Annotated in this window: 24 protein-coding genes; 8 read left to right on the top strand and 16 right to left on the bottom strand. The window is 68.6% G+C overall.

What is annotated here, in order from left to right; translation table 11 throughout:
* Nucleotides 1-85 precede the first annotated feature (85 nt).
* Complete coding sequence (locus D1832_RS07710) at nucleotides 86-754, top strand: SGNH/GDSL hydrolase family protein (RefSeq protein WP_118913344.1); 669 nt, start codon at nucleotides 86-88, stop codon at nucleotides 752-754.
* Here D1832_RS07710 and D1832_RS07705 read toward each other — a convergent pair.
* From D1832_RS07705 to purN, 3 genes are all read right to left on the bottom strand, one after another.
* Entirely contained in the window at nucleotides 732-1703 is a 972-nt protein-coding gene (locus D1832_RS07705) for a DMT family transporter (protein WP_182434711.1), read from the bottom strand. The genes D1832_RS07710 and D1832_RS07705 overlap by 23 nt on opposite strands.
* Nucleotides 1704-1802: 99 nt before the next feature.
* A complete protein-coding gene (purH, locus tag D1832_RS07700; RefSeq protein WP_118913342.1) occupies nucleotides 1803-3413 on the bottom strand; it encodes a bifunctional phosphoribosylaminoimidazolecarboxamide formyltransferase/IMP cyclohydrolase in 1611 nt (536 codons plus the stop codon).
* Entirely contained in the window at nucleotides 3406-4071 is a 666-nt protein-coding gene (purN, locus tag D1832_RS07695; RefSeq protein ID WP_241510919.1) for a phosphoribosylglycinamide formyltransferase, read from the bottom strand. The genes purH and purN overlap by 8 nt, the downstream gene beginning before the upstream one ends.
* Nucleotides 4072-4481: 410 nt before the next feature.
* Here purN and D1832_RS07690 point away from each other — a divergent pair, with 410 nt between their 5' ends.
* Nucleotides 4482-5126, top strand: a complete 645-nt coding sequence (locus tag D1832_RS07690) for an endonuclease domain-containing protein (protein ID WP_182434710.1) — start codon at nucleotides 4482-4484, stop codon at nucleotides 5124-5126.
* 68 nt (nucleotides 5127-5194) lie between these two features.
* On the opposite strand, the gene D1832_RS07685 is transcribed toward D1832_RS07690, so the two are convergent.
* The 8 genes from D1832_RS07685 to pcrA form a co-directional block, all read right to left on the bottom strand.
* Complete coding sequence (locus tag D1832_RS07685; protein WP_118913340.1) at nucleotides 5195-5581, bottom strand: hypothetical protein; 387 nt, start codon at nucleotides 5579-5581, stop codon at nucleotides 5195-5197.
* Between the two features lie 52 nt (nucleotides 5582-5633).
* Nucleotides 5634-6869, bottom strand: coding sequence for a cell division protein PerM (locus tag D1832_RS07680; RefSeq protein WP_147362639.1), 1236 nt, complete (start codon nucleotides 6867-6869; stop codon nucleotides 5634-5636).
* Between the two features lie 302 nt (nucleotides 6870-7171).
* On the bottom strand, nucleotides 7172-7843 hold the full coding sequence (locus D1832_RS07675) for a DUF4352 domain-containing protein (RefSeq protein ID WP_118913338.1): 672 nt from the start codon (nucleotides 7841-7843) through the stop codon (nucleotides 7172-7174).
* 78 nt (nucleotides 7844-7921) lie between these two features.
* Nucleotides 7922-8611 carry a DUF4352 domain-containing protein gene (locus D1832_RS07670; protein ID WP_147362638.1) on the bottom strand — a complete coding sequence of 230 codons (690 nt, stop codon included), beginning with the start codon at nucleotides 8609-8611 and terminating at the stop codon, nucleotides 7922-7924.
* A 217-nt stretch (nucleotides 8612-8828) separates the two neighbouring features.
* Entirely contained in the window at nucleotides 8829-9728 is a 900-nt protein-coding gene (sucD, locus tag D1832_RS07665; RefSeq protein ID WP_118913336.1) for a succinate--CoA ligase subunit alpha, read from the bottom strand.
* Nucleotides 9729-9744: 16 nt separating this feature from the next.
* Nucleotides 9745-10929 (bottom strand): ADP-forming succinate--CoA ligase subunit beta, encoded by a 1185-nt coding sequence (gene sucC / locus D1832_RS07660; protein WP_118913335.1) that lies wholly within the window; start codon nucleotides 10927-10929, stop codon nucleotides 9745-9747.
* A gap of 101 nt (nucleotides 10930-11030) precedes the next feature.
* Entirely contained in the window at nucleotides 11031-11462 is a 432-nt protein-coding gene (locus D1832_RS07655) for a cobalamin B12-binding domain-containing protein (RefSeq protein WP_118913334.1), read from the bottom strand.
* A 134-nt stretch (nucleotides 11463-11596) separates the two neighbouring features.
* Nucleotides 11597-14221 (bottom strand): DNA helicase PcrA, encoded by a 2625-nt coding sequence (pcrA, locus tag D1832_RS07650; RefSeq protein ID WP_118913333.1) that lies wholly within the window; start codon nucleotides 14219-14221, stop codon nucleotides 11597-11599.
* A gap of 147 nt (nucleotides 14222-14368) precedes the next feature.
* On the opposite strand from pcrA, the gene D1832_RS07645 reads away from it, so the two are divergent.
* Nucleotides 14369-15037, top strand: coding sequence for a DedA family protein (locus tag D1832_RS07645; protein WP_118913332.1), 669 nt, complete (start codon nucleotides 14369-14371; stop codon nucleotides 15035-15037).
* Nucleotides 15038-15110: 73 nt separating this feature from the next.
* Nucleotides 15111-15458 (top strand): hypothetical protein, encoded by a 348-nt coding sequence (locus tag D1832_RS07640; RefSeq protein WP_047311801.1) that lies wholly within the window; start codon nucleotides 15111-15113, stop codon nucleotides 15456-15458.
* A 182-nt stretch (nucleotides 15459-15640) separates the two neighbouring features.
* Here the strand turns inward: D1832_RS07640 and D1832_RS07635 are convergent, their stop codons facing one another.
* Nucleotides 15641-16327 carry a LuxR C-terminal-related transcriptional regulator gene (locus D1832_RS07635; protein WP_047311800.1) on the bottom strand — a complete coding sequence of 229 codons (687 nt, stop codon included), beginning with the start codon at nucleotides 16325-16327 and terminating at the stop codon, nucleotides 15641-15643.
* Nucleotides 16324-17547 carry an ATP-binding protein gene (locus D1832_RS07630; RefSeq protein ID WP_118913331.1) on the bottom strand — a complete coding sequence of 408 codons (1224 nt, stop codon included), beginning with the start codon at nucleotides 17545-17547 and terminating at the stop codon, nucleotides 16324-16326. The genes D1832_RS07635 and D1832_RS07630 overlap by 4 nt, the downstream gene beginning before the upstream one ends.
* A 125-nt stretch (nucleotides 17548-17672) precedes the next feature.
* Here D1832_RS07630 and D1832_RS07625 point away from each other — a divergent pair, with 125 nt between their 5' ends.
* Nucleotides 17673-19082: a PspC domain-containing protein gene (locus D1832_RS07625; protein ID WP_118913330.1), complete on the top strand. Its 1410-nt coding sequence runs from the start codon at nucleotides 17673-17675 to the stop codon at nucleotides 19080-19082.
* Nucleotides 19083-19149: 67 nt separating this feature from the next.
* The gene (locus D1832_RS07620) at nucleotides 19150-19455 is read left to right on the top strand and encodes a hypothetical protein (RefSeq protein WP_118913329.1); all 306 of its coding nucleotides are present in this window, start codon (nucleotides 19150-19152) and stop codon (nucleotides 19453-19455) included.
* Here D1832_RS07620 and D1832_RS15320 read toward each other — a convergent pair.
* From D1832_RS15320 to D1832_RS07605, 3 genes are all read right to left on the bottom strand, one after another.
* Nucleotides 19437-19574 carry a hypothetical protein gene (locus tag D1832_RS15320; RefSeq protein WP_182434709.1) on the bottom strand — a complete coding sequence of 46 codons (138 nt, stop codon included), beginning with the start codon at nucleotides 19572-19574 and terminating at the stop codon, nucleotides 19437-19439. The genes D1832_RS07620 and D1832_RS15320 overlap by 19 nt on opposite strands.
* Before the next feature lie 430 nt (nucleotides 19575-20004).
* Nucleotides 20005-20712 (bottom strand): NUDIX hydrolase, encoded by a 708-nt coding sequence (locus D1832_RS07610; RefSeq protein WP_118913327.1) that lies wholly within the window; start codon nucleotides 20710-20712, stop codon nucleotides 20005-20007.
* Nucleotides 20709-21827: a glycosyltransferase family 4 protein gene (locus D1832_RS07605; RefSeq protein ID WP_047311797.1), complete on the bottom strand. Its 1119-nt coding sequence runs from the start codon at nucleotides 21825-21827 to the stop codon at nucleotides 20709-20711. Before D1832_RS07605 ends, D1832_RS07610 begins: the two co-directional genes overlap by 4 nt.
* A gap of 35 nt (nucleotides 21828-21862) precedes the next feature.
* On the opposite strand from D1832_RS07605, the gene D1832_RS07600 reads away from it, so the two are divergent.
* Both D1832_RS07600 and D1832_RS07595 read left to right on the top strand, forming a co-directional pair.
* On the top strand, nucleotides 21863-22741 hold the full coding sequence (locus tag D1832_RS07600; RefSeq protein WP_241510918.1) for a PIG-L deacetylase family protein: 879 nt from the start codon (nucleotides 21863-21865) through the stop codon (nucleotides 22739-22741).
* Nucleotides 22742-22743: 2 nt separating this feature from the next.
* Nucleotides 22744-23862 (top strand): lysylphosphatidylglycerol synthase transmembrane domain-containing protein, encoded by a 1119-nt coding sequence (locus D1832_RS07595; RefSeq protein WP_241510917.1) that lies wholly within the window; start codon nucleotides 22744-22746, stop codon nucleotides 23860-23862.
* The last annotated feature ends 36 nt before the right edge of the window (nucleotides 23863-23898 follow it).

Raw genomic sequence — 23898 nt, 5'->3', positions numbered from 1 at the left:
TCACACCGGGGTGTGACGGGACGCTCGTGATCGACCTGGGCTCACGCGTACGGTCGTCGTATGACAGGAGCGTGCCGAGCGGCGAGTGGCGTGGCGCGTTCCCGCGCTCGTGGCACTCGTCGTCGGGGTGCTCGTCGTGGCGTTGTTCCTCGTCGTCGACCGCCGTTCGTCAGCCCCGGTCGCCGACGCGCCCTCACCCAGCCTGAGCGGACGCCCCGTGGTGGCCTTCGTCGGCGACAGCTACTCCGCCGGCTCGGAGGCGAGCTCACCGGACAAGCGATGGACCACCGTCCTGAGCGCTGAGCGCGGGTGGAACGAGATCAACGTCGCCGTGCCTGGCATGGGCTACGACGTGGGGCGTCCGACGCAGCACTACCTTTCCCAGGTCGCACGAGCCGCAGCGTCGAAGCCGGGCACGGTCATCATCTCCGGCGGATGGAACGACGTCGCCCGCGGCGTGCCGACGGCGACCATCGTCGAGGGCCTGCGCGAGACGCTCGCGGCGGTGACGAAGCACGTCCCCGAGGCGCGCGTCGTCATCATCGCACCGATCGGACCGGCAAGTTCTCCCCCACCCGACCTCGTACGGCTGCGCGATGCCGCCGCACCCGTGGTGCGCAGCTCAGGTGCGACGTGGCTGGATCTCGACTTCCCGCTCACCGGTCACCCTGAGTGGATCAGCCCTGACGGCCTGCACCCCAACGACGCGGGCTACAAGCGCCTCGCCGAGCTCACGAACGCGCGTCTGAAGTAGCCCGTCGGCCACCGGAGCGTGCCGCCACCGCTGCCGCCGCAGCGGTGACGACCATGCCGACGACGGTGCGCACATCGACACCTTCGCGCGCCACCGGGTCGAGCAGGTCGATGACGAGCGCCGCGACGAGCTGCCCCATGATGCCCATGAGCCCGAGCACGAGCACGCTGATGTGCTCCGTCGCCCACGCCGACAACCCGATGAACGCGATGCCCAGCGGCGCACCGAGCCACGCCCACCAGGGAGCGTCGTGCGGCCACTGCCACTGCGTGAAGCCGAGGAGCACGCGCGCACCGGCGAACACCACGAGAGCGATCACGCCGACGAGGAAGTTCTGCAGCGTCGTCGCGTACGAACTACCTGCCCGCGCACTGACGCGCCCGTTGAGACCCTGCTGGAACTGCGTCATGACGCCCGCGATGATGACGGCGAGGGCCGGCAGGATCGCGATGCCACCCGGGACGTGCTGGCCGCTCACCGTGATGCCGACCCCGACGACGGCGAACGCTCCGGCGAGCGCGCGAGCGGGGGTGATCGGCGTGCGCCCCTTGGGGCCGGCACCGACGTGATCGGCGAGCAACCCGCCGAGCGCACGACCGCCGACGCTCGCCACGATGAAGACGGCAACACCGAGAAGCGCGACCGCGCTCGTCTGCACGGCGACGAACGCGCCACCCAGGACGCCGCCAAGGCACTCCCACCAGCGCAGACGTCCGGCCCGGATCGACAGGACGAGTCGTGTGGCGCCTTGGCGCAAACTCGGCACCGCGAGCGCCAGCACGAGCAGTGCGAGACCCGAGCCGAAACTCCAGATGGCAGCGACGAGCGGCTCCGACAGAGGTTCGCCGAGCGTCCCGTTGAAGCGAGCCTGGAGCGACAGGCAGGCACCACCGACGAACGCCGCGGCGAGCGCGAGCGCCTCCGAGGACGCACGTCGTTCACGCGTCATCGCGTCACCCCTATGGACATGGCGTGTTTGGCTGGAGATGGCGCCGACGTCGCGATGATCCCCCACCAAACACGCCATCCGGCACTCGCCGGGCCGCGATCAGTGGGCGAAATGACGCGTACCGGTGAAGTACAGGGTGACGCCGGCCTTCTGCGCAGCCTCGATGACCTCGGCGTCACGGATCGAACCACCGGGCGCGACAACGGCCTTGACGCCGGCGTCGAGCAGGATCTGCAGGCCGTCGGCGAAGGGGAAGAACGCGTCCGACGAGGCAACGGAGCCACGAGCGCGTTCGGCGCCCGCACGCGTCACGGCGAGGTTGCACGAGTCGACGCGGTTGACCTGGCCCATGCCGATACCGACGGACGCGCCGTCCTTGGCGAGCAGGATCGCGTTCGACTTCACTGCGCGCACGGCACGCCACGCGAAGGCGAGATCACGCATCGTGTCCTCGTCCGCGGCCTCCCCCGCGACGAGCTGCCAGCGCTGCGGGTCGTCACCCGTCGTGCCGCCGTTCTTGTCCTCGCCCTCGGCGTCGATCATGTCGCGCTCCTGCACGAGCAGACCGCCGCTGATCGGGCGCATCTCGAAGCCGCCGGCGCCCGGCGCGGGCACCGTGACGAGGCGCAGGTTCTTCTTCGCCGTGAGCACCTCGAGAGCGTCGTCGTCGAAGGAGGGCGCGACGACGACCTCGGTGAAGATGTCCTTCACCGTGTCCGCCATGGCCTTCGTCACCGGGCGGTTGGTCGCGATGATGCCGCCGAACGCGCTCGTCGAGTCGCACTCGTGGGCGCGCTGGTGCACGGCGGCGATGTCCTCGTCGGGAGCGCCGACGGCGATGCCGCACGGGTTGGCGTGCTTGATGATGGCGACCGTCGGCACGTCACCGTGGTCGTACGCGGCGCGGTAGGCGGCGTCGGCGTCGACGTAGTTGTTGTACGACATCTCCTTGCCGTGCAGCTGCTCGCCCTGGGCGAGGCCGCTCGCGTCGGCCGACGTGTAGAGGGCCGCCGCCTGGTGCGGGTTCTCGCCGTAACGCAGGCTCGCGGCCTTGGTGTACGTCGAACCCGTCCAGTCGGGGAAGGTGTCGCCGGTGGTGGCGTCGTTCGAGCCGACGAGGTTCGCCCCCATCCAGGTGGCGACTGCGACGTCGTAGGACGCGGTGTGGACGAAGGCGTCACGCGCCAGCGCGGTGCGCTGCTGCAGTGTGAAGCCGCCCCCGCGCACGGCGTCGAGCACGTCGGCGTACGACGTCGGGTCGGTGACGATGGCCACCGTCGGGTGATTCTTCGCGGCCGCGCGCACCATCGTCGGGCCGCCGATGTCGATCTGCTCGACGCACTCGTCGATGCTCGCGCCCGAGGCGACCGTCTCACTGAACGGGTAGAGGTTCACGACGACGAGGTCGAACTGCTCGACACCGAGGTCCTCGAGCTGCTTCATGTGATCGCTCTTGCGCGAGTCGGCAAGGATGCCGGCGTGCACCTTCGGGTGCAGCGTCTTGACGCGACCCTCGAGGCACTCGGGGAAGCCCGTGAGCTCCTCGACCGCCGTGACGGGGATGCCGAGACCCGCGATGAGCTTGCTCGAACCGCCCGTCGAGACGATCTCCACCCCGGCCTCGTGCAGGCCGCGGGCGAGCTCCTCGAGCCCCTGCTTGTCGTACACCGAGACGAGAGCCCGCCGAATAGGGCGCATGCCGTCACTCATTGATCGAAACCGTCCTGCCGTTGATGGACCAACCTCGTGCGAACCCGCGGACCACGTCCACGAGCATGGTGCGCTCCTCGACCTTGATGCGTTCGTGGAGCGATTCCTCGTCATCGTCGGCGCGTACGTCGACGACGCGCTGATCGATGATGGGGCCTGTGTCGACACCGGCGTCGACGACGTGGCACGTCGTACCGGTGACCTTGACGCCGTGCGCGAGCGCGTCCCGGACGCCGTGCGCCCCGGGGAAACTCGGCAGCAGCGCCGGGTGGGTGTTGATGACGGTGTGGCGCGAGAGAGTCTGCGCGCCGAGGATCTTCATGAACCCAGCCGAGACGACGAGCTGACGAGCCGCGACGTCACCGCCGGTGAGCGCTGCGAGGTCGAGGTCGTCGTCGGCATCGCTGAACGCGCGCTCGATGGCGTCGGCGAGCGCCGCGTCCCACTGGCTGCGCTCGGGGAAGTGCCGCGTCTCGACGGTGAAGGTGGGGATGCCGGCGAGGGTGGCGCGCTCGAGGCCGGTGCACTCCCGATCGGCACCGACCGCGACGATCTCGTACACCTTGCCGTGGGCGCCGTCGTCGATGAGAGCCTGCAGCAACGAGCCGCTTCCGGAGACGAGAACGACGACCTGCAGGGGCTTCGACTGCTCGCTCACGCCCCCACCCTATCCCCCGATGTTGAGCGGTCGCAGCGGCATCTGTACCCGGATACCCAGGCAACATCGGCGAGGTTTTCCACAGGCCCACATTCATCGGGAGCATCCTCACCGCCGGCACGCAGGCTGGAAGCATGACTCCCCGTTGGAAGCAGACCCATGAGCGAGCCGTGGCGCTGGCAGAGTCGAGCTACGGCGTTGTGAACCGCGCGCGTCTTAGGCAAATCGGCGTGACACGGGAGGACGTACGCACACATGTCCGCGCCGGACGTTGGATGCAGTTGGGTGACAACACCTTTCGCCCGCCGACAAACGCTTGGTGCCCTGAACGCTCTCCCATCGCTGTCGCCGTCTTCGAAACTCAGGGGCCGGCCTGGGCCGAGGCCTCGAGTGCCCTGATTCTCCACGGTTTGCGAGGCTGGAGCGCGCAGCAGATCATCGTGGCGCTGCCTCACTACGGTCAGCGCACGTCCTTCCCGCCCGGCACGCGAGGGATGTTCCTGTTCCGGCCACCCCGGCTGTCGCAGACACCGATTCCCCACTCTCATCCCGCATGGGCGTCGTTGCGCGCCGCCGCCATCGCGCGAACGGATCGGGAGGCTGCGACGGTGCTCGCCATGACGGTGCAGCAGCGACTCGCCCGAGCAGACGACTACTGGCAGGCCCTCGAATGCCTCCCCAAACTGCACCGCCGCAAACTGATTCGCGAACTTCTCGGGGACATAACCACCGGGTCCGAGTCGATTGGTGAGATCGATTTCGTTCAGCTGTGCCGCAGACGCGGTCTACCGGTGCCGGATCGTCAGGTTCGACGACGTCACCCGAACGGCTCGTACTACCTCGACGTGCGCTGGGAGGCTGCGAAGCTCACCGTCGAGATTGACGGCATGCACCACTTCGTGGGCGACAACCCGACTCAGGACGCCCTGCGTCAGAACTACCTCACCCTGGGCGGTGACGCCGTGCTGCGCATTCCCGTGGTGGCGCTGCGCACCGATCCGGATCCGTTCTTCGCGCAGATCGAACATCGGCTGCGCGACGCGGGGCTCCTGTGACGCCGATGTTTCCTGGGTATCGCGGGACCGGTGCCGCGGCGCCCGCTCAACATCGGGGGTGGGGGTGGTCAGTCGAGGAAGAAGCGCTGGACGGTGCCCGGGTGCTGGTCGTGCTGGTTCTCGCAGGCCTCGCGCGCCTGGTTGGTGTTCGCACCCCAGAGGCACTTCTGGTAATCCATCGTGCGCTCGTACTGAACGAGCGGGGCGACGACCATGGCGATGAGCAGTGCCGTGAGACCGAGCCCGATCATGTTGGGCGCAACGGCCTTGTTCTGGCCGGACTTCTTGAGGTCCTGGATGAAGCGCACCCCGTAGTAGAACGACGCGACGAGCGGGATCACCGCAAGCGCCGTGCCGGGCATGGGCAGCCACGACAGGGCGAAGCCGAGGATGAGGTAGCGCAGCGACAGCATGCTGTTGCGCGTACCGACGGGCGCCTTCGGAGTGTCGTTCACGTCTCTCCCAACGAGCGAGGGCCTGGGATTACTCCCGACCTCAGCGGGTTCTTCAGTGGGTGTGGTTGAGCATCCAGTGCCGCACGCCGGCCACCCCGACGGCCGGCGGCACGAAAAGGACGGGCAGCAGCACCCATGCGTTCCACCCGGGGCCGACATAGTCGAGAAGCCCGGTCGAGACACGGGCCGTTGCGAACCACCACACGAGCCACATGACGAGCGTGGCGAGCGCAGCGGCGCACAGAGCCACCGTGCATTTCGCGCGCAGGCTCGACAGTCGCGTCAGCGCGCCGACGGCGTCCCAGCCGATCCAGCCGCCCACTGCGATCGGAACGAGGAGGAAGATCCACGTCCAGGGCCCGACCCCGTCCGGCAGTGCGCCGAGCACCGGAATCATCGGCAGAGTGCCCGGCGTCATCGCGCCGTGCCCGATCGAGACAGCACCGACGTGCACCGACGAGCCGGTGAACCATCCGGCGCCGAGGGCCATGAGGTTGGGCAGAGCCAGAAGCTGCGCCGCGACGAGGAGGATGCCTCCGACGAGACCGGGGTTCAGCTGTTGGTGGACGGTCCAGACGCGTCCGCCGTGCCAGGCGACGAGCGCGACGACGAGAACGAGCGAGGCGAGGGCAAGCCAGCGCAGGCCGCGTAGACCGGACCGGATCGAACGCTGCAGCAACAGCGGTGTGGCGTCGAGGACGAGATCGTCGAGAGCCTTCAGCTCAGGTGAGTGCTCCCGCTCGTGCCAGGCCGTCCATGCCACGCCGGCAGCCGCGACGACGAACGGTCCGAGCAGGAGGGACCACCAGCTGATGTGGCTCGCACCCAACGAGGCAACGACGGCGAGCACCTGAGCCGCAGCGACGTAACCGCCGATGAACGCGAGCAGGATGAGGCGCAGGTCGCGCGCGTGCAGGCGCTCGTCGGGGAACGCCGCGCGAGCGCCGAAGCGAGCTGCCAGAACGCAGATAAAGGTGAGGACAAGGGGGCTGAAGACGACGCTCGTGCCGTCGACGTTGACGTGTCCGCGGTGCGCGAGGGCCCACAGGTCGATCGTCACGCCGAGCGTGTCGTTCCACGACGAACTCGACTGCGAATCGATCGTCCACGCTGCGAAGACCGGCACCATGAGCGCGATGACGACACCGATGGCCGAGAGCGCTCCGTAGCCGAACGCGAGGGGCACGTGCGGGCGTCCCTCGGGCCGGGCGTCCTTGCCGCTCGTCGGCCGTCCGGGGCCGGGCCGCCGGGAAACGCGAGGGTTCTGCGCGTCACGAGGGGGTTTCACACCGCGGTTCGACGCGTTGCGTCCTCGGTCGAGCTCCGGACGCGACGCGCCCCTGCTGGTCTGGCTGCCCTGCGCTGCGCGCTGCGGACGCGCACCGGACCCACCTCGGCCGTCACTCGGACGCGGGGGTCGTGGACGGTTCGAGGAGGGACGTTCGGCGGGATCGGGGCGTCGTGAAGTCATCTCGCCCGTCATCCTCTCAGGCCCGCCTGGGAGCCTCACGCTGCCACGCCGTGGACACACGCGAGCGGGCCGGCCAGACACTCTCACCGGCCCGCTCGGGGCAAGACACCGCTCGGGCGTCAGTTGGCCTGGATGCGAACCGGACGGTCGTCGCCGTAGCTGCAGTCGACGTCGATCGTCTTGATCTTCTGGCCGGGCGAGACTTCGTACACGAGGTCACCGGTCGTGGTGTCACCCTTGTAGAGCGAGCCGTAGCCGAGACGCGAACCGTAGTCGACGTACTTGTCGCTCGGGCTCGTGTTGTCGCTCAGGCGCACCTTGACACAGCTGCTGCTGAAGCGCAGCTCGTCGTCGTCGAGGTTGGTTGCCGAGATGTTGATGGCCACCCAGTGCTTGCCCGCCGCGGGCTTCTGGTAGTCGCTGGAGGACTTCACGTCGTCCGTGACCTTGCTGACCTTGATCGACATCTTGTCGGTCTTGACCTCCTGGCCGACCTTGCCGACCTTGGGGCCCGACGAGTCGTCGCCGCCGGAGTCGTCGTTCGACTCCGAGGAGCTCGGGCTCGACGACGAGCTGCTGGGCTCCTCACTCGGCGACGAGGACTCCGACGACTCGGGCGATTTCGAGCTGCTCGGGCTGTCCTCGCTCGGGGCCGCCTCGCTCGAGGAGCTGGACGAGGAACTCGAGCTGGTACCACCGGAACCTTCGACCTGCGTGCAGGCGCTCATGCCGAGAGCCATCGTGCCTGCGATTGCGGCGACGCTCAGCTTGCGCGTCATCAACTTGGTCATGTGCTCTTCTCCCTGTTCTGAGTGAATTTCGGACTCACGCCCGAACGGTGCTGTCGAAAAATTGAGGATGGTGTGCGCTCACTTGCTCACATCGATGCGGATGGCGCGCTGGTCGCCTTGCAGCGAACTGAACGAGCACTTGACGTCGACCTGCTTGAGCTTCTGACCGGTCGGCACCTCGAACGTGATGTCACCGACGGCGGTGTCACCCTTCTGCAGAGCACTCGAGTTGAACTTGGTGCCGTAGTCGGAGAAGAGCGAGTCGTCAGCCGTCTGGTTCTGATCGGTCTTCGCGTCGACGCAGAACAAGGTCGAGAAGTTGAGCGGCTTCGACGACGTGTTCGTCACGCTCATGTTGACGGCCACCCAACGCTTGCCCGCGTCGGGCTTCATGAAGCTGTCGGAGGAGACGGGAACCGGGTCGACGACCTTGCTGATCTTGACCGTCATGTCGCCCGTCTTGGCCTCCTCGCCGACCTTCGCCCGCACGAGGCCCGACTGCCCCTCGGAACCCGAACCGGGGTCTTCGGAACTCGACTCGCTCGACGAGCTGGATTCGCTCGGCTCGCTCTGGGAACTCGATTCGGTAGTGGACGAACTCGCCTGTGTCTGTTCGCTCGAGGATTCACTCGACTGCGGCGCTGCCTCGCTCGATGACGATGACGAGTTGGACGATGCGCCCGACCCGCCTTCAACGCTGGTGCAAGCCGAAGCGGACAGCACCACCGCGGCAGCGGCCGCGAGCATTGCGGAACGTGAGACCTTCATGACTTCTCCTCCCCCGCCCGGGCGCCATCGCTCGGGATCTCAGGACAAAACTAAATGCACCTGAGACGCGAAGAAGGCTCGTTCGGTTCCGCCGGTGATCAATGTTCTCAATTCGTGTCCGAGCAGCCGGAATGTGGACGTTCTTCGCGCTCGGACACGACAACGCCCGGCCGCCGTCCCCTGCGGGACGACGGCCGGGCGTCGGTGATTCAGTGCGTCACTTGGAGAGGTTGTTCATGATCTCCGTCATGAGAGCAGCCGTCTCGGACGGCGTCTTGCCGACCTTGACGCCGGCGGCCTCGAGGGCCTCCTTCTTGGCGGACGCGGTACCCGACGAGCCGGACACGATGGCACCGGCGTGGCCCATCGTCTTGCCCTCGGGGGCCGTGAAGCCCGCGACGTAACCGACGACCGGCTTCGTCACGTTCTCCTTGATGTAGGCCGCGGCACGCTCCTCGGCGTCGCCACCGATCTCACCGATCATGACGATGGCGTCGGTGTCGGGGTCGTTCTGGAACGCCTCGAGCGCGTCGATGTGCGTGGTGCCGATGACCGGGTCACCGCCGATGCCGATGGCCGTCGAGAAGCCGAAGTCACGCAGTTCGTACATCATCTGGTACGTCAGCGTGCCCGACTTCGAGACGAGGCCGATGCGGCCCGGGCCGGCGATGTTCGCCGGGATGATGCCGGCGTTCGACTGTCCGGGGCTGATGATGCCGGGGCAGTTCGGGCCGAGCAGGCGCGTCTTCGTGCCCTTGCTCAGGTTGTAGAACTCGGCCGAGTCCTTCACCGGGATGCCCTCGGTGATGACGACGGCGAGCGGCATCTCGGCCTCGATGGCCTCGACCGCGGCGCTCTTGGCGAAGGCCGGCGGAACGAAGATCACGGAGACGTTGGCGCCGGTCTCGGCCATGGCGTCCTTGACGGAGCCGAAGACGGGCACGGACTTCGACTCACCGTTCACGTCGAAGTCGACCGTCTGGCCGGCCTTCTTCGGGTTGACACCGCCGACGATGTCGGTGCCGGAGGCGAGCATGCGCGTGGTGTGCTTCATGCCCTCCGAGCCGGTCATGCCCTGGACGATGACCTTGGAGTCAGCGTTGAGAAAAATCGACATGGAAGTCTGATCCCTTTCAGTTGGCCGCGGCCAGCTCGGCAGCCTTGCGTGCTGCGCCGTCCATGGTGTCCACGACCGTCACGAGCGGGTGGTTGAAGTCGGCGAGGATCTTGCGGCCCTCTTCGACGTTGTTGCCGTCGAGGCGCACGACGAGCGGCTTCGTCGCCGCGTCGCCCAGCTTCTTCAGGGCGCCGACGATGCCGTTGGCGACGGCGTCGCACGCCGTGATGCCACCGAAGACGTTGACGAAGACGCTCTTGACCTGCTCGTCGTTCAGGATGACGTCGAGACCGTTGGCCATGACCTCGGCCGAGGCGCCGCCACCGATGTCGAGGAAGTTGGCGGGCTTGGCCTTGCCGCCGGTGAAGTCCTCACCGGCGTAGGCGACGACGTCGAGCGTGCTCATGACAAGGCCGGCACCGTTGCCGATGATGCCGACGTTGCCGTCGAGCTTCACGTAGTTGAGGTCGAGCGCCTTGGCCTTGGCCTCCAGCGGGTCGGCCGCGGCCTTGTCCTCGAGAGCCTCGTGGTCGGGGTGACGGAAGCTGGCGTTCGCGTCGAGCGTCACCTTGCCGTCGAGGGCGACGATGTCGCCGTCCTCGGTCTTCACGAGCGGGTTGACCTCGACGAGGGTTGCGTCCTCGTCGCGGTAGACCTCCCACAGCTTCTGCAGCACGGGGACGATCTTGGCGCCGGTCTCGGCGTCGAACTTCGCGGCCTCGACGATCTCCTTGGCCTTGGCCTCGTCGATGCCGACGTTGGGGTCGACCTCGATGCGTGCCAGAGCCTCGGGACGCTCCACGGCGAGCTGCTCGATCTCCATGCCGCCCTCCTTGGAGCACATGGCGAGGTAGCTGCGGTTGGCTCGGTCGAGCAGGATCGAGAAGTAGTACTCCTCGGCGATCTTGGCGCCCTGGGCGATCATCACGGTGCCGACCGTGTGGCCCTTGATGTCCATGCCGAGAATCGCCCTGGCGTGCTGCTCGGCCTCGTCAGCGCTCTTGGCGACCTTGACGCCGCCGGCCTTGCCTCGGCCACCGGTCTTGACCTGCGCCTTGACGACGGTGACGCCGCCCGACTTCGCACCGATCTGCTCGGCGGCTGCCTTGGCTTCTTCCGGAGTGGTGGCCGTCTGGCCGGCCAGCACCGGAACGCCGTGCGCCTCGAACATGTCGCGCGCCTGGTACTCGAAGAGATCCACGCGAATCCATCCTCATCGTTGAATATGGGGTGTTCCTCTGTGACTTTAACGCGCTTTCGACGCCCGTCGTAACCGGGGGCGTCCCGGCATCGTGCCGGGAGTCAGACTGATGCCGCAGGCTGACCGACGTTGGCCCGCACCCAGTCGACGACCGTGGTCGTCGGGGCACCCGGAGTGAAGATCTGCGCGACACCCATCTCCTTGAGCGGCGGGATGTCCTCCTCCGGGATGATGCCGCCACCGAAGACGACGATGTCGTCGACGCCCTGCTCCTTGAGCAACTCGGTCACCTTGCGGAACTGCGTCATGTGAGCGCCGGAGAGAACGGACATGCCGATTGCGTCGGCGTCCTCCTGCACGGCGGCGGTGACGATCTGCTCGGGCGTCTGGTGCAGGCCCGTGTAGATGACCTCCATGCCCGCGTCACGCAGGGCACGGGCAATGACCTTGGCGCCACGGTCATGGCCGTCGAGGCCCGGCTTGGCGACGACGATGCGCAACCGCTCGGTGGCACCTTGCGTGTTCTCGGACATGGTGGGCTCCCTTCGCTCGTTGTTCGAACTGTAACGCGCACCACAGCGGAAAATTCAGTTAGGCGCTATTAACCGAGGCCTGGGTGTGGCGGGCACCGCGGCCGCGCCGAAGGTGAGCCACCCACGGCGGTGCTTCAGAGCTTCGTCACCGGCGCGTAGCGCAACAGGAGGCGCTTGGGTGGGCCGTCGCCGAAGTCGATGTGGGCCATCGCGCGATCACCCTGACCCTCGACGCGGATGACCGTGCCGAGGCCGAAGCTGTCGTGCGTCACCTTGTCGCCGGCATCGAGGTTCGGGATGGCGCGGTTGCCACGGCCCACGGCCGAGTTCTTGTTCGCCGAGAACGAGCCTGCGCGTCCGCCACTCGACAGGCGCGCGACGGGAGCGGTGCCGCGGCCGATGACGGGGCCGTCATCGTCGTCACGCCGCGAGCCCCCGCCGTAGCCGGAACCGTAGCCGCGCGGACCCGTGGCGAACGTCGTGCCCTCGCGCTCCCAGTGCAGCAGGTCGTCGGGGATCTCGCCGAGGAAGCGCGACGGGGGGTTGTACTGCGGCGCACCCCAGGCCGAACGCACCGCAGCACGCGAAAGGTAGAGCCGCTGCCGAGCGCGCGTCAGACCGACGTAGGCGAGGCGCCGCTCCTCCTCGAGCTCCTTGGTGTCGCCGAGCGCCCGCATGTGCGGAAACGTGCCGTCCTCCATGCCGGTGAGGAAGACGACGGGGAACTCGAGGCCCTTGGCCGTGTGCAACGTCATGAGCGTGACGACGCCCTGGTCCTCACCGTCCTCGGGAATCTCGTCGGTGTCGGCGACGAGGGAGACCTGCTCGAGGAAGTCCTCAAGGGTGGCTCCCGGGTAGTTGTCGTCGAACTCGTTCGCGACGGCGACGAGTTCGGCGAGGTTCTCGATGCGCGTCTCGTCCTGCGGATCGCGGCTCTCGCGCAGCTCCTTGAGGTAGCCGGTGCGTTCGAGGATCGCCTCGATGAGCGGGCCGACCCCGCTGCCGCTCTCGCGCACAACGCGCAGGCCCTCGAGCAACTCGGTGAACCCGCGGATCGCGCTCACGCTTCGCGTGGCGATGCCCGGTGCGTCGTCCGGGCGGGCGAGCGCCTGGATGTACGTGATGCGTTCCCTTTCGGCCAGCGCCCCGATGCTCGCCTGCGCCCGGTCGCCGATGCCACGCTTCGGGGTGTTCACGATGCGACGCAGGTTGACCGTGTCGGCCGGGTTGGAGATGACGCGCAGGTAGGCGAGCGCATCCTTGATCTCCTTGCGCTCGTAGAAGCGCGTGCCGCCGACGACCTTGTACGGCAGGCCCACGCGCACGAACACCTCTTCAAGCGCGCGTGACTGAGCGTTCGTGCGGTAGAAGACGGCCACGTCCTTGGGCTTGACGCCGCGGCTGTCCCCCAACGAGTCGATGGTGCGGGCGACGAAGGCCGCCTCGTCGTGCTCGCTGTCGGCGACGTAGCCGACAACCTTCTCCCCCGCGCCCTGATCGGACCACAGGTTCTTCTTGCGCCGCTCCGGGTTGCGCTCGATGACGGCGTTCGCCGCACCGAGGATGTTCTGAGTCGAGCGGTAGTTCTGCTCGAGCAGGATCGTCGTGGCGTTCGGGTAGTCCTCCTCGAACTCGACGATGTTGCGGATCGTCGCGCCGCGGAATGCATAGATCGACTGGTCGGCGTCACCGACGACGCACAGGTCGGCCATCGGCACGCCCTCAGCCGCGCGCGAGTCGCCCTCGGCGTCGACGGATTCGATGCCACCCGACGCCTTCTCACCCCCGGCGAGTTCACGCACGAGCACGTACTGCGCGTGGTTCGTGTCCTGGTACTCGTCGACGAGGATGTGGCGGAAGCGGCGCCGGTAGTACTCGGCCACCTGCGGGAACGCCTGCAGGATCGTCACCGTCGTCATGATGATGTCGTCGAAGTCGAGCGCGTTCGCGGCCGTGAGGCGCTGCTGGTAAAGCCGGTAGGCGTCGGCGACCTTGCGTTCCTGGTCGGTCTCGGCGCGACGCGCGGCCTCCTCGGCGTCGATGAGCTCGTTCTTGAGGTTGCTCACCTGGAAGCTGAAGGACTTGGGCGGGTAACGCTTCGGGTCGAGGTCGAGATCGCGGGTGACCATCGCCATGAGGCGCTGGCTGTCGGCGGCGTCGTAGATGGAGAACGTCGACTTGAGGCCCACGTGCTTGGCCTCGCGGCGCAGGATGCGCACGCACGCCGAGTGGAACGTGCTCACCCACATGGCGTTCGCGGCGCGCCCGACGAGCTGCTCGACGCGTTCACGCATCTCGGCCGCGGCCTTGTTCGTGAAGGTGATGGCGAGGATCTGCCCGGGCTGGGCTCCTCGTTCGGCCATGAGGTAGGCGATGCGGTGGGTGAGCACCCGCGTCTTGCCCGAACCGGCACCGGCCACGATGAGCAGCGGCGAACCGAAGTGCTTGACGGCCTGCGCCTGCTGCGGGTTCATGCCCTCGAGCAGGCTCGCGGGGTTCGCGCGGAAATCGGGCCCGGCTGAGGTGTCGGGGCGCCCCCAGTGCGAACCGCGCCCGAGCATCGGCGCGTCGGACTCCTCCGGCGGGACGTCGCCGTCGGCCGAGGGCTCTTCGAGGGCCCACAGCGGCACTCCTGAATCGTCGGCCGCAGAGGTCTGCGCGCCCTTCGGCGTGCGTTCCGCGCGGTTCGCCCGGCGCGCGTCGCCGTTGCTTCCGGCGTCGAAACCGGGCAGGGGAAGGTCGTCGAAAAGCCCACTCATGATGGTGCCCAGTCTAGGAGTGAGCACCGACAACGTCGGCCCTCCCCGCGAGAGGCCGTGCGGGGGCTGCACGCAAGGTGGGCGACGACACGTCTCATCGGCGTCATGACGGTCAAAACTGCCGAAAAAGGCGCCTACCCTGGAGGGGTGGATTTCAATGCCCTCCTCGATGCGGTACCGGCTCAGGCCGTCTATGCCCTGACCGGCCTCATCATTCTCGTGGAGAGCATCGGCATCCCCCTGCCCGGCGAGATCATGCTCGTCACTGCGTCCCTTCTCGCGTCGGGGCCGGAGCCGCGCATCAGCATTCACGGCGTGGCCGCCGCCGCCATCGTCGGCGCTGCGGTGGGTGACTCGATCGGCTACTTCGTGGGCCGCCACTTCGGCGATCGCCTGTTCGGCTGGCTCGGCGAACGCTTCCCGCACCACGTCAACGACGAGACGATCGGCTACGCCAAGCACGCGTTCCACCGCCACGGCGTGTGGGCCGTGTTCTTCGGCCGGTTCGTGGCACTGCTCCGCATCTTCGCGGGCCCGCTCGCGGGGTCCCTGCGCATGAACTACCCGCGCTTTCTCCTGGCCAATGTCACGGGCGCTTTCGCGTGGGCCGGCGGTCTGGCCTACGGGGTTCACTTCCTCGGCAAGGTCGCGGAGAAATGGATGCACAACTTCTCGTTCGTCGGCCTCATCGTGGCCCTCGCGTTCGGCGTCTTCGTCTCCACCGTGATGCGCAAGCGGATCAGCGCCAACGTCGCCGCCTACGCCGAGGCCAAGCGGGCCGCCGGCGAAGAGATCAACCCGACGACCGTCGCCTGACGCTCGGATAGCGAACGCACGGCGAACAGCCCCGCCGCACAAGCGATGTGCAGCGAGCACCTAGCCTGGAGTCATGACGACTCTGCAGAACGTGCTCCTGTTCGCCCACCTGCTCGGCATGGCCGCGATCATCGGTGGGTACGCCGCCGTCGCCAAGGCACCGCGTGCCGTGCCCGCGATGGTGTGGGGTGCCCGCGCACAGCTGCTCATCGGCCTCGCGATGGTGGGTGTGGCCTCATCGCAGAGCTGGGAGCTCAACCACGTCTGGGTGGCGGTCAAGCTCCTCATCGCCTTCGTCGTCGTGGGCCTGCTCGAGGTGGCCCAGTCGAAGGAGAAGAAGAACGAAGTGGCTGCTCCGCTCGTCACCGGTGCCGCGGTGCTGGCCGTCGTCAACGTTGCCGTGGCCGTCTTCTGGCACTGATCGACTCGCTCGCACGAAGGTGCGCCCCGGTTCGCCGGGGCGCACCTTTCGTCGTCCGAGCCTGGCCGCGATGGGCTGCTCGTGAAGTGCGCACTCGTCGTCACGCCACTTTGGATCCTGAACTCGCCCGGTTGAGGTGCCGACCTGCCGTCACGGCCCATGCGGCTCTCAAGGCCGGGACGTCAGAGAAGGCGCCGCGCCATCGCCCACGACGTGAGCTCGTGCCGGTTTGACAACTGGAGCTTGCGCAGGACGTTGCTCACGTGGGTTTCGACGGTCTTGACGGAGATGAACAGCTCCTTCGCGACCTCCTTGTACTGATATCCGCGCGCGATGAGTCGCATCACTTCGCGCTCACGGGCCGAGAGCTTGTCGAGTTCCTCGTCGACCTCGGCCACCTCCCCCGCTGCGGCGCCGAACGCGTCGAGGACAAATCCGGCCAGCCGCGGCGAGAAGACGGCGTCACCCGCGGCGACGCGCTCGAGGGCACGCAGCAGGTCGTCGGGTGAGATCGTCTTCGTCACGTAACCGCGAGCGCCCGCGCGGATGACGGCGACGACGTCCTCCGCCGCGTCCGAGACCGACAGCGCGAGCATCCGTACCGGCTCCCCCGCGTTCGAGTCGACGCCCGCACAGGCGCGGGCCACGTCGGCTCCGCCACGTCCGTCACCGCCGGGCAGGTGCACGTCGAGCAGGACGACGTCGGGGCGCTCGCGGGTGATGACCTCGACCGCCTCCTCGACGCTGCCCGCTTCACCGACGAACTCCACGGGCGTGCCCGCCGACGCGGCCTCGAGCAGTTCGGCGCGCACGCCGGCGCGAAACATCCGGTGGTCGTCGACGAGGACGACGCGCAACGGTGCAGTCATGACCTTTCCTCCAAGGGCATCGTGAGTGAGACTTCGAGACCGTCGTCGAGACGACGGATGCGGGCGCTGCCGCCGTGACGTTCCATGCGCCCGACGATCGACTCGCGCACCCCCGCGCGGTCCTCCGCGACGGCGTCGAGATCGAACCCTTCGCCGTGGTCGCGGACGAACACCTCTGCCACGTCGGCGTTGAACTCGGCGTAGACGGAGACGGGCGGCGCACCGTGCTTGGCCGCGTTCGTCGTCGCCTCCCGTACCGCGCTCACGAGTGCTTCGATCCGCGGGGTCACGGGTGCTTGCCCGGTGACGATGACGTCGACCGGCACGGCGAAGCCGTCCTCGACCGCGTGGACGACGCCGCGCAGCAGTTCCGGCGCGTCGGCCACCTCGGGGGCGTTCTCGTCGTCGGCGAAGAGCCACGAGCGCAGGTCGCGCTCCTGGGTGCGGGCGAGCTGGGCGATCTCCGGTTCGTTCGTGCGGCGCTGGATGAGCGCGAGCGTCTGCAGGACGGAGTCGTGCAGGTGCGAGGCGACGTCGGCTCGGGCGTCGGCCATGGCCTTCTCCGCCTGGTCGCGACGCATGTCGTCCCACAGGCGCAGCCCGAACGGCGCGAGCACGGCCGCCAGCCCGCCGAGCAGGACGACGAGGGCGATACCCACGTCACGCAGACCGGCGAAGCCACGACCCGTCGCGGCCGCCGTGACGAGACCGACGAGCACGAGGAACGCACCGAAACTCAGGCGCAGCAATGACTCTCGTCGACCGAAGTCACTGCTCACCCAGGCTCGTCGGTCGCGGTCGGCCAGGCGCGACCACGCAATGACGAGGCCCGCCGACGACACGAGCAACGGAATGCCGAGCTGAACGCTGACGCCCGAGGTGTCGGCCAGCAGTGCGCCGACGAGCGTGACGATGAGGAATCCGGACGCGAGCAGCAGGCGCGGACGCGGCGTCCGACCGGCCTGCTCAGCGCGCGGCATCGAGAACCACAGGAAGAGGTAGACCGGCAGCCCCACCCACACGAGCGACGTGACAATGACGACGCCCCGCACGGCCCACGCCGAGACGCCGAGGTGGCGTGCGATACCGGCACAGACACCGCCGAGCCAGCCTGCTCGCGGCAGGCGCTCGAGCGGAGGTCGTTCGTTGACGTCCGGCCAGTGCGCGGGCAGCACACGTTCGGCCCCCGAGGGGGCCGAGGTGCTCTGCTGCGTCGTCATGACTCCATGGTGTCGCACGCGCGAGCGCGAGCGCCCCTTTCCCGGGGTCGCCTCGAGGAAGTTCAGGGTCGCGTCAGGGTTGCTCCCCCTGCCGGTGGACCGCGAGCACGCGGCAGGCTGGGGGCATGAACGAGACGGCCACCCCGAACCCGCGGGAAGACGAGCGCACCGGAAGCAGTGCGCGCGGCGCGACAAGCGCCGCGACGGGAGCGGGCTTCGACCGCTTCATCGAGACGTTGCGCGACATCGACCTGCGTCGCGACACCGACGGCGGGTGGCTCGGCGGTGTCTGCGCCGGCGTCGGGCTGCGACTCGGCGTCGCGCCGTTGCTCGTGCGCGCGGCGGCCATCCTGCTCGTGCTGTCAGGTGTCGGCCTGGTGGTCTACCTCCTGGCGTGGAGCCTCGTGCCCGACCTCGCCGACCGCGTCGTGCTCGACGAGGTCCGCCGCGGCGACAGCGGTATGCCGATGGTCGTCCTCGTGCTCACCGCGCTGGCCCTCCTCGTCACGATGCCGTGGGGCTTCGGTTTCGAGTTCCTCGGCAACACCGGCCCCGTGATCTCCCTTGTTGCACTCGGGGCCCTGGCGTTCGTCGTCGTTCGTCGCGGCCGCACGGACGAACCTCTCCCCCTTGGCGCGACCTACGCACCGACGCCCGCACCCGGCGGGAGCAACACCGTGGCAGAACCACCCGTGACGGGCTACGGATTCGACGGCGACGCCACCTCGAGCTCGGTGCCGTTCATCGACGAGCGCCGAAGCGCCCGGGAGCAGTTTCGGGCGGCTCGGGCTCACCACCAGCAGAACAACCTCGCCGCCCAGGAGGCCCGCCGCGCGCGCAACGCCGAACGCCGCGCCCGCCGGCGCCGCACCCGGTTGCCGTTCGCCGCTTTCCTCCTGCTCGCCGGCCTTGCGGTCGTCCCGCCGGCACTCGGCCTCGTCGGCGGCGTGACGACCGGCGGCGAAACGGCATTGCCCTGGTTGGTGTTCGGGAGCCTTGCCGTCGTGAGCCTCGGAACCCTCTTCTTCGCGCTGCGCGGCTACCGCGTCGGTGTGTTGAGCCTGCTCGTCGTGCCGCTCATCGCCGTCAGCATCACCTTCGCGTCGTTGCACGCGGCCGGCTACTCGAGTCGCACGAGCTCCCTGTCCGCCCAGCCGACGACGTTGGCCGCCACGCAGTCGTACGACGCCGGAATGGGCACGAGCACGATCGATCTCACCCGCGTCGACGTCGCGACAATGCCCGAGGTCGTCGACGTCAACGCCCGCCTCACCGCCGGGCGCCTGCGCGTCGAGGTGCCGCGCGGCGTCAAGGTCGAACTCACCTCGGTGACGCGCCTCGGGTACATCAGCGCCACCGACGACGCCGGCCAGGTGTTCTACGAGGCAGGCGGTTCGAGCGGCACGGAGCCGACCCGTACGACTCTCGGGTCGGGCAACAAGACGATCCGTCTGAAGACCGACGTCGGAATCGGCGACGTGTTCGTCCATGTGCGCAGCCAGGCACCGGCGAAGACGTCGGGTACGGGCTCGTGAACGACGAATCAAGCCTCGAGATCCCACCGATGACCAACCCCACCTCACGAGAGCAGGCGAACGAGCGATGACGAGTTACGACGACTTCAGCTACGGCGCGAGCGCCCCCACGCAGGCCTGGTCGTACGAGCAGGGGGCCACACCCGCACCGGCGAGCGCACGGGAGCGACGCGACGACGAACGTCGTGAAGCCAACATCGTCGGGGCCGTCCTCGCCACGATCGGACTCGTCACAGCCGTGCTCTGCGCGCTCGCGTACGGTGACGTCATCAGCCTGGACTCGCGCTACACGGTGCCCGGCATCCTGCTCGGCATCGGCGCCACGGCCGTCGTGGCCGGTGCGCTGGGGCTCGTCTACGGGCGCCGACGCTGATTCGTGTCCTGGATACGACGCTGGCTCCATCGACGCACACGATGCCGGACGAACAGCACCATGAGCACCGCCACGGCTGCGGCCATGGCGTCCGCCAGCCAGAACCATCGCGTGTCCACGAGGTTCGCCACCCGATGTTCATGGTCCTCCACCGTGGCAGCGTTCGGCGCCCCAGGGACGTAACGCACTTCGAGAGGCGGCTAGGCGCGGGTACCCGGCATCGGAGGTTGCAGGCCACCCCGTGTGTACCAATGGCGGGTGGAATCAGGCCGGTCTTCGTCAAACCCCGACAGCCACACCCATGTGCCGTCGATTCGCACCCCTACATTGGAGACGTAGCGCTGCGACCTGGAACTCTGGACGCTGACGCGCACGTCCTCGACGTTCTCCACCGTGACGACACGGCCCGACTCGGCGAGCGCGCGTGTCTTGGCTTGCTCACGCACGACGAGCCCGTGCATCGCCGGGACCCAGATCAGGCAGAACCCAGGAGCCCCAAGGCGAGCCACCCGAATACGGTGCGAGCCCTCACCCGGCCGCCCTGTGCACTCATGGCATATCCGCGAAGGCCCGCACCGCGTCGAGGGCCCACGAGGCCATCCCGCCCTCGGGGTAACCGGGCGCTTCGGGGTCGACGGCTTCGGCGATCGAGAACCACGCCGCGCTCTCGGTCGAACCACCGACGTCGTGGACAACGGGTTCGGACGGCTGCGAACAGGACGCGGTGAACAGCAGGCGCACCGCGTGGAAGTCCTCCACGACGTCACCGCGCCCGATACCCACCCGATGCGAGGACGAGACGTCGACGAGCTCACCGAGCTCCACGTCCTGCCCGGCTTCCTCCCAGACCTCCCTCACGACGGCTTCCGCCGGGTGCTCCCCCGCGTCGACACCGCCACCCGGCAGGATCCACAGACCCGGTCGTCCGGTGGTCTGGGACAGCCGGGTGAGCAGCACGCCACGTTCGCTCGTGACGACCGCGTAGGCGGCGAGGCGCTGCCGCACGAGGTCCGCCTTCTCCGTGGCATGCGCACAGGGTGTGCGGGACGAGGCCGGCAGCGACGTCACCTCGTACGCGAGGACGGCGTCGTCGGCGTCGCTCGTCACGTGGGGCAGCCTGGAGGCCCGGAATCCAGCCTCGCGCAACTGGCGCCGGGGCGCGACGCCCTGGCGCAGCGGTTCCCGGAACACCTCTCGAGTGCCACCCGCGTCATCCGCGGTGAGTCCGACGACGGTGATGCCCGCCCCGATGTTCATCGTCGCCTCTGCAGGTCGGCGGCCCGCGCGTACTCGTCCTCGGCGAGGCGTACGACCTCGGGCCACGCCTGCTTCGGGCGCACGGTGCGGTTCGTGTGGGCCATCGACTCGCGCAGGTCCCGGTCGAGTGCGAGCCGGGTGAGGCCCGCGACCAGCCCCTCGTCACCGTCGACGAGCAGGCCGTTCACCTCGTTCTCGACGAACTCGCACACGCCGCTGCTCGTGGGCGCGAGCACCGGCAGACCCGACGAGCGCGCTTCGAGAGCCGCGATGCCGAACGCCTCGAGGCGCGCAGGCGCAACGTAGAGGTCGGAATCGAGGTAGCGCTCGTGCAGTTGCGCACGCGTCATGCGCCCCGGCAGCGACACCCACTCGTGCGCGTCGGCGAGGTCGACAGCGCGTACGAGCTTCGCGCGCAGCTCCCCCTCGCCGGCGATCTCGAGACGCACGTTCGGCGCTTCGCGGTGCACGGCCTTCATCACCTTGAAGAACTCGAGAGGGCGCTTGCGCCGCGCCAGACGCATCGCCGAGATGACACGCACCTCGTCACCGATCCGCGGGCCACCGGGGGTCCAGACGTCCGTGTCGATGCCGTTGGGCAGGACGACGACCTCGTGCCCGGCGCCGGCCATCGACGCCACCGGCCGCGCGGCCACCCGCGACACCGCCGAGAGCGCCGCGCCGTCGGCGGCCCACCGCTTGATGAAGCCCAGCGGACGCAGCAACGGTCCCGCCCAGCTCATGACCGAGTGCCACGTGACCGCGGTCGGGATGCCCATGCCGAGCGTCATCCGGACCGCGTCCATCGAGAAGGGGCTGATGACGCCGATGTGGGCGTGGACGACGTCGAATCCGCCGTTCGTGATGGCGACGCGCAACTGCGAGATGGCCATCGGGTTGAGCGCGACGTCGTACGGCAGACCGAGCGCGAAACGGTGGACGTGGATGCCGTCGATGATCTCCAGGCCGCTGTACTGCTCCGCGTGCGCCGGCGTCACCGTGTAGGCGACGACCTCGTGGCCCTGGGCGACGAGGCGCTGCGCGAGATCGTGCACCTGCACCTCGATACCGCCCAAGCGAGGCAGGTAACAGTCCGACACCAGCGCGATCTTCACGGATGAAAGTCTGTCATGCGCGAGGATGGCACACGATGACCACACCAGATGCCGTGTCCCCCGATGCCATGCCGCGCACGCTTGTCGCCTTCCACGCTCACCCCGACGACGAGGCGCTGCTCACCTCGGGCACGATGGCGAAGGCTGCCGCAGAGGGACACCGCGTCGTCCTCGTCGTCGCCACCGACGGTGCCCTCGGCCTCGCCGACTCCGGCTACGGCGGCCCCGACGAACTCGCCGCCCGACGCTGGAACGAACTCCTCGAGAGCGCCCGCGCACTGGGCGTCGCGCGCGTCGAGACGCTCGGCCACGCCGACTCCGGCATGGGTCCCGAAACCTTCCCCGACCCGCCCGGTAAGCGCCGTTTCATCACGGTCGACGTCGACGAAGCGGCCGAGGCGCTCGCCGAGATTCTGCGCGAGGAGGACGCCGACGTCCTGCTCTCCTACGACGAGAACGGCGGCTACGGCCACCGGGATCACGTGCGTGTGCACGAGGTAGGTGCCCGCGCCGCCGAGCTCGCCGGAACGCCACGCGTCCTCGAAGCCACCGTTCCGCGCGACCTGCTCGTCCGGGCTCTGCACCTCGTCGCGCGCTTCTATCGTTTCCCCGACGACTTCGACATGGCCTCGTTCGAGCGCGCCTACAGCGCCCGGCGTGACATCACCCACCGCATCTCGGTGGGACGCTTCGCCGCGCAGAAGCGTGCCTCGATGCGCGCCCACGCTTCGCAGGCCAGCGCCGACGGCGACGCGGACCGAACTCTGGCGGCATTCCTGAGAATTCCCCGACCGCTCTACGACGTAGTCTTCTGTCGGGAATGGTTCCGCGACCCGCTCCACAAGGGCCCGGTCGCGCGTGACATCTTCGGGGGCTTGCCACCGCGCGCCGCCCGAACGGACACGAAGGAGTGAGTGTGGGGCGTCAACCTGCCGCGACCGACGCCGAAGGGCGCGCGACGCAGGAAGCCGACCCCACGGCGTTTCCGAAGGCCACCGGCAAGCAGCTGCTGCAGGCCGTGTTCGGCCTCGCCCTCGCCGCGGCGATCCTCGTCTTCGGTCTGCCGTGGTTCGGTCAGACGACGTGGACCGAGATCGGCACTCACCTCGATCGACTCGGGTGGGTCAACGGCCTCGAACTCTTCGGTCTCGTCGTCCTGGGCCTGTGGCTCTACACCTTCACCCTGACGGGTTCGCTGCCCGGCTTGGGCCACGTCAAGGCGCTCATCGTCAACGTCTCCGGCTCTGCAGCGGGCAACCTGCTGCCGGGCGGCGGTGCCGCCGGGGTGGCCGCGACCTACCTCATGCTGCGTTCGTGGGGCTTCGCACGCGCTGCGATCTCGACATCGGTCATCGTCTCGGGCGTCTGGAACGTCGTCGCCCGCATGGCGATGCCGCTGCTCGGCGTGGCCCTGCTCTCCTCCACGGACGCACTGCCCAAGGGCGTGCGCCGCGGGGCGTTCACGGGAGGCATCGTCGGGCTCGTCATCATCGCCGTGTTCGTGGCCATTCTCATCTCGCCGCACAAGACCGAGCGCTTCGGCGCGTGGGTGCACCGCCGCTTCGGCGGACGCGTCAGCGCCTGGCGAGAACAGCGCGGCAAGTCGCGCGTCGACCTGCGTCACGTGCTCGTCGACCAGCGTCGCCGCCTCGCCACGGTGACGGCCACCGGGTGGTTCCCCATGACGGTCGGCGTCGTCGGGTTCCTCGGCGTCTACTTCCTCCTCTTCTGGCGAACGATGGAGGTCGTCGGCGTCGACCTCTCGCTCGGCAAGCTCTTCGCCGCCTACGCCGTCGGACGCCTCCTCACCGCGGTGGGCGTGACGCCGGGTGGGCTCGGCATCACCGAAGCCGGCACGCTCGCCGTCATGGTGGCCTGGGGCGCCGACAAGCCCGCCGCCGCTGCCGGCGTGCTCGTCTTCGCAATCTTCACGCACCTGCTCGAGGTACCGCTCGGCGCCATGGGCTGGCTCGCCTGGTTCGTCTTGCCCAAGGTGCCCCTGACGCCCGACGGCGCGCCCGGCGCCCGCGCGTAGTCACCACACGCCGTCAGAACGCGACGAAGCCCCGTC

The organism is Dermacoccus abyssi (genome assembly GCF_003515945.1).
Taxonomy (GTDB): domain Bacteria; phylum Actinomycetota; class Actinomycetes; order Actinomycetales; family Dermatophilaceae; genus Dermacoccus; species Dermacoccus abyssi.
The sequence above is the reverse complement of the archived record's forward strand: the minus strand, read 5'-3'. Positions and strand labels throughout refer to the sequence as shown.

What these genes read in the sequence shown, in the direction of transcription:
- D1832_RS07655 (WP_118913334.1), bottom strand. Translation starts at nt 11,462, where the DNA reads ATGTCCGAGAACACGCAAGGTGCCACCGAGCGGTTGCGCATCGTCGTC.
- D1832_RS07625 (WP_118913330.1), top strand. Translation starts at nt 17,673, where the DNA reads ATGAACGAGACGGCCACCCCGAACCCGCGGGAAGACGAGCGCACCGGA.
- sucD (WP_118913336.1), bottom strand. Translation starts at nt 9,728, where the DNA reads ATGTCGATTTTTCTCAACGCTGACTCCAAGGTCATCGTCCAGGGCATG.
- pcrA (WP_118913333.1), bottom strand. Translation starts at nt 14,221, where the DNA reads ATGAGTGGGCTTTTCGACGACCTTCCCCTGCCCGGTTTCGACGCCGGA.
- D1832_RS07610 (WP_118913327.1), bottom strand. Translation starts at nt 20,712, where the DNA reads ATGAACATCGGGGCGGGCATCACCGTCGTCGGACTCACCGCGGATGAC.
- D1832_RS07620 (WP_118913329.1), top strand. Translation starts at nt 19,150, where the DNA reads ATGACGAGTTACGACGACTTCAGCTACGGCGCGAGCGCCCCCACGCAG.
- D1832_RS07600 (WP_241510918.1), top strand. Translation starts at nt 21,863, where the DNA reads ATGACCACACCAGATGCCGTGTCCCCCGATGCCATGCCGCGCACGCTT.
- D1832_RS07630 (WP_118913331.1), bottom strand. Translation starts at nt 17,547, where the DNA reads ATGACGACGCAGCAGAGCACCTCGGCCCCCTCGGGGGCCGAACGTGTG.
- D1832_RS07635 (WP_047311800.1), bottom strand. Translation starts at nt 16,327, where the DNA reads ATGACTGCACCGTTGCGCGTCGTCCTCGTCGACGACCACCGGATGTTT.
- D1832_RS07675 (WP_118913338.1), bottom strand. Translation starts at nt 7,843, where the DNA reads ATGACCAAGTTGATGACGCGCAAGCTGAGCGTCGCCGCAATCGCAGGC.
- D1832_RS07640 (WP_047311801.1), top strand. Translation starts at nt 15,111, where the DNA reads ATGACGACTCTGCAGAACGTGCTCCTGTTCGCCCACCTGCTCGGCATG.
- purH (WP_118913342.1), bottom strand. Translation starts at nt 3,413, where the DNA reads ATGAGTGACGGCATGCGCCCTATTCGGCGGGCTCTCGTCTCGGTGTAC.
- D1832_RS07705 (WP_182434711.1), bottom strand. Translation starts at nt 1,703, where the DNA reads ATGACGCGTGAACGACGTGCGTCCTCGGAGGCGCTCGCGCTCGCCGCG.
- D1832_RS07670 (WP_147362638.1), bottom strand. Translation starts at nt 8,611, where the DNA reads ATGAAGGTCTCACGTTCCGCAATGCTCGCGGCCGCTGCCGCGGTGGTG.